The organism is Streptomyces sodiiphilus (genome assembly GCF_039529215.1).
Taxonomy (GTDB): domain Bacteria; phylum Actinomycetota; class Actinomycetes; order Streptomycetales; family Streptomycetaceae; genus Streptomyces; species Streptomyces sodiiphilus.
The window spans coordinates 1-4276 of record NZ_BAAAMJ010000129.1 but is presented as its reverse complement, the minus strand read 5'-3'; the positions used below and the strand labels follow the sequence as shown (position 1 = coordinate 4276).

2 protein-coding genes are annotated in these 4276 nt (G+C 69.7%); one reads left to right on the top strand and one right to left on the bottom strand.

The window, feature by feature from the left end:
* A partial coding sequence (locus ABD299_RS24980) for a HAMP domain-containing protein (RefSeq protein WP_344267089.1) occupies positions 1 to 1258 on the bottom strand: 1258 nt, incomplete at its 3' end.
* Positions 1259 to 1504: 246 nt separating this feature from the next.
* Here ABD299_RS24980 and ABD299_RS24975 point away from each other — a divergent pair.
* Positions 1505 to 4120 carry a SpoIIE family protein phosphatase gene (locus ABD299_RS24975; RefSeq protein WP_344267087.1) on the top strand — a complete coding sequence of 872 codons (2616 nt, stop codon included), beginning with the start codon at positions 1505 to 1507 and terminating at the stop codon, positions 4118 to 4120.
* The last annotated feature ends 156 nt before the right edge of the window (positions 4121 to 4276 follow it).

Genomic DNA, 4276 nt, shown 5'->3' with positions numbered 1-4276 from the left:
GATCACCGTTCGCCACCGCCGTCGTGACCTGCGCGATGTCCCGCACCTGGGCGGTGAGGTTACGGAAGGCGGTGTTCACCGAATCCGTGAGATCCTTCCACACCCCCGCGACGCCCTGGACCCGGGCCTGGCCGCCCAGCTCTCCCTGGGTGCCGACCTCGCTGGCCGCCCGCGTCACCTCGTCGGCGAAGGCGGAGAGCGTCTCGGTCATGTTGTTGATGGTCTCGGCGAGCTGCGCCACCTCGCCGCGCGCGCTCACGGTGATCTTCTGTGACAGGTCACCGTTCGCCACCGCGGTGGTGACCTGCGCGATCTCCCGGACCTGAGCGGTGAGGTTCTTCGCCATGACGTTGACGGAGTCGGTCAGGTCCTTCCAGACACCGGCGACACCCTCCACCCGGGCCTGGCCGCCCAGCTCTCCCTCGGTGCCGACCTCGCGGGCGACCCGGGTCACCTCGAACTGGAAGGACCCCAGCTGATCCACCATGGTGTTGACGGTGTTCTTCAGCTCCAGCATCTCGCCGGCCACGTGCACCGTGACCTTCTTGGTGAGGTCGCCCTTGGCCACCGCGGTGGTGACATCCGCGATGTCCCGGACCTGCGCGGTCAGCCGGTAGGCCATGGTGTTGACGGAGTCCGTCAGGTCCTTCCAGGAGCCCGACATCCCCCTCACCCGGGCCTGTCCTCCCAGCTTGCCCTCGGTGCCGACCTCGCTCGCCACCCGGGTGATCTCGTCGGTGAACGCCGAGAGCTGGTCCACCAGACCGTTGACGGTGCGGCCCACCCTCAGGAACTCACCGCGCAGCGGGCGGCCGACGCCCTTGCCGCCGCTCTGGGCCCGCAGATCCATCCGCTGCTCCAGGTCACCCTCGGCAACCGCGCTGAGCACCCGCCCGACCTCCGAGACCGGGCGGACCAGATCGTCCACGAGGTCGTTGCAGTCCTCGACCGCCTTGGCCCACGCCCCCTCGCACACTCCGGCGTCCAGCCGCTCGGTGAGCTTGCCCTCCTTGCCGACCACCCTCCGGACGCGCGAGAGCTGACCGGTCACGTGCAGACTGCGCTCGGCGACCTCGTTGTAGACAGCGGCGACCTCGGCCATCGGTCCTTCACCGACCACCGTGAGGCGTTTCCGGAAATTGCCGTCCCGCATCGAGACAAGAGCCGACAGCAGCCGGTCCAGGGCCGCGGCATCCACCTCGACGGTGCCGTTGCCCCGAGACCTGCCATTTCGCACACGCGTACCGGTGCGTGCCACCGCTCCTTCAGACACCACTGTGTCCCTCCCGCAGGTCGACGCTCTGCCCGGTGTTCCCTTCGAGCACTCCCAGTGTTTCACCCTCCAGGAACCGGGTGATAACAGTTCGGCAGCATCGCATGCCCTGGACTGCCCGGTCAGGCGAAATCAGCGGACGCGCTGCCCTCCCGGACGCCCGGCGTCAGTAACCTGGCATTCGGCTGTCCACAACACCGGGTAGCTACCAGACACCTTTGGGGGAACGACGTGATCACCGCGCGAGCTGCGGCCACCTTCGACCCGGTCGGGCGTTCCGTCGCGACGGCGCGTGGTTTCGTCCGGGACACTCTCCAGGGCTGGGGGCTGACGGACCTCATCGACGACGCCGTGGTCCTCACCAGCGAGCTGGTGACCAACGCCGTGGTCCACGCCGGGACGGCCGCGGAGGTCCGCTGCCTGCGCGACGACAAGGGCGTACGCATCGAAGTCGTGGACCGGCATCCCGACCGGGAACTGCCCCTCGCCGAAGTCACCCGTGGCATCACCCCGGACACCGACAGCGAGGGCGGCCGCGGCCTGTTGCTCTGCGCGGCCATTGCCACCCGCTGGGGCGTGGAGTACACGACCTCCGACAAATGCGTCTGGTTCCGCCTGGACCAGCAGAGCCTCCCGGTCGGTGCCCGGTTCGCCGGACCGCTGCTGCCGGCGGAAGAACTCCCGTTGCGCGCCGACCCGGTCCACGTCGCGGTGATCGAGGTGGACCGCTACGACAACGTCACCGGCTGGAACGCCGACGCCCGCGCGCTGTTCGGCTACTCCGCCGAACAAGTTGCCGGAAAGCCCCTCACCGACCTCGCCGCATGGCCCCACACTCCGGGCACCAATACCGGCATCGCCGAGGCGCTGACGCTCTCCCGGTGGGAGGGGAGTTACGGACTGCGGCATTCCGAGGGCCGGACCGTCCCGGTGTACGCGTGTCACCTTCGGGTCCGCGACGCCCACGGCGAGCCCTCCACGGTCTGTCTTGTGGTCCGTGAGCACGACCGGGCACTTCTCCAGAACCCCTCGCGGATCCCTGTGCGCGGCGCCACGAGCGAGAGTGCCGACCCCCTGGCCACCGACCCCATGGAAGCTCTCATCGGGTCCCCGCCGCCGGACGATCTGGACGGCCTGCTGCAGCGCACCGTGGAGCGGGCCCGCGACATGCTGGACGGTGACGCCGCGTTCCTGCTCCTGGCGACCGACGACGAGACAGAACTCGAGGTGCGTGCCTCCACCGGACTCCCGTCCGCCCGGCAGCGGTTCGCCCGCGTACCGGTGGAGACGGGCAGCGGACGATACGGCTCGGCCAGGATGCCCGCGGTCCACGACGATCTCGCCGCCGCCCCGGGTGCCGTCCCCCTGCTGTCCGGAACCGGAATGCACGCGGTGGTGACCGTGCCGCTCAAGGTCGAGGGGAGGCTGACCGGCTCTCTGGGAGTGGCATCGGAGACCCCGGGCCGGTACAGCAACGAGGAGGCCCTGCGCCTCCAGTTCGCCGCGGACCGCATCGCGCTGGCGGTGGAGTCCGCCCGGCTCACCGAACTGGAGCGGCTGCGCCGCGGGTCGCTGTCCTTCCTTGTGGAAGCGTCGGAGCTTCTGGCGGGGACACTGGACCGCGACCAGACGCTCGCCCTCATGGCGCAGATGATCGTGCCCACCCTGGCCACCTGGTGCGCCGTCTACACGATCAGTGAGACGGACACGCAGCCGGCTCTGTCCTATGTGCTCCACGAGGACGAGGACCGCATCGACGGCATCAAGGCACTGCTGGCACGCACGGACCCGCCCGCCGCGGACATCACCCTGGGGGTCCGGCCCTGGCCCGCTCCCTCCGAGGCCGCCCACGACACGGCGTTGCGCACGTCGCTGCGCAGCCTGGCGCTCGGACCCCACTCCACCTTCGATGCGCCCGGCACCGGCCTGAGCACGGCCTCCGCGGTCGGTGGCGAGACCATTGTCCTGCCGCTGATCGCCCGCAACCGGGTGATCGGCCTGCTGGCTCTGGGCAAGCCGACCGATGAGCGGTTCCGCCAGGAGATCGTGGAACTCGCCGAGGACCTCTCGCGCCGTGCCGCCCTGGCGCTGGACAACGCCCGCCTGTACAGCGAGCGCACAGCCATCAGCCAGTCCCTGCAGCGCAGCCTGCTGCCTCCGGAACTGCCCTCGATCGACGGCGTCGAGGTGGAGGTCATCTACCGGGCCGCCGGCGAGGGCAACGAAGTGGGCGGCGACTTCTACGATGTGTTCCCCATCCGCGAGGGCGCGTACGGCTTCGCCATCGGCGATGTCTGCGGAACGGGTCCGCTGGCAGCAGCGGTGACCGGTCTGGCCCGGCACGCCTTGCGTCTGCTGGCACGCGAGGGCCTGGGCGGGCCGGCGGTTCTGGAACGCCTCAACGCCGCAATCCTCGACGAGGGTCCCCGTGCACGGTTCCTGACGCTCCTTTACGGGGAGCTGTGGCCCCAGCCGGAGGGCGGGGCACTGCTGAAGATGGTCTGCGCGGGCCATCCGCTGCCGCTGCGCCTGACGCAGGACGGCACCGTACGGCCGGCCGCCGACCCTCAGCCGCTGCTGGGCGTCATGGAGGATCTGGAGCTCTACGAACAGACGGCAGTGCTCGACCCGGGAGATGTGCTGTTGTGCGTCACCGACGGGGTGACCGAACGGCGGGAAGGCACTCGGATGCTGGGGGACGACGGCCTGGCGGAGGTTCTGAGCAACTGCACCGGGCTGACAGCCGGTGCGGTGGCAGCGCGGGTGCTGCGCGCGGTCGAGCGTTTCGCGTCCGATTCCCCCTCCGACGACATGGCGATCCTGACGCTGCGCGTTCCTGAGGTGTAGGTCAGGCGTCGTGGCCGGGGGCCTGCACCATCGTCCCGGTGGAGCAGGCCCCCGGGAAAGCGGAAGTATCGTGGAAACGCAAGAACCCCCCGCTGTACAGCGGGGGGTTTCTTCTCTGAGCCCCAAAACGGAATCGAACCGTTGACCTTCTCCTTA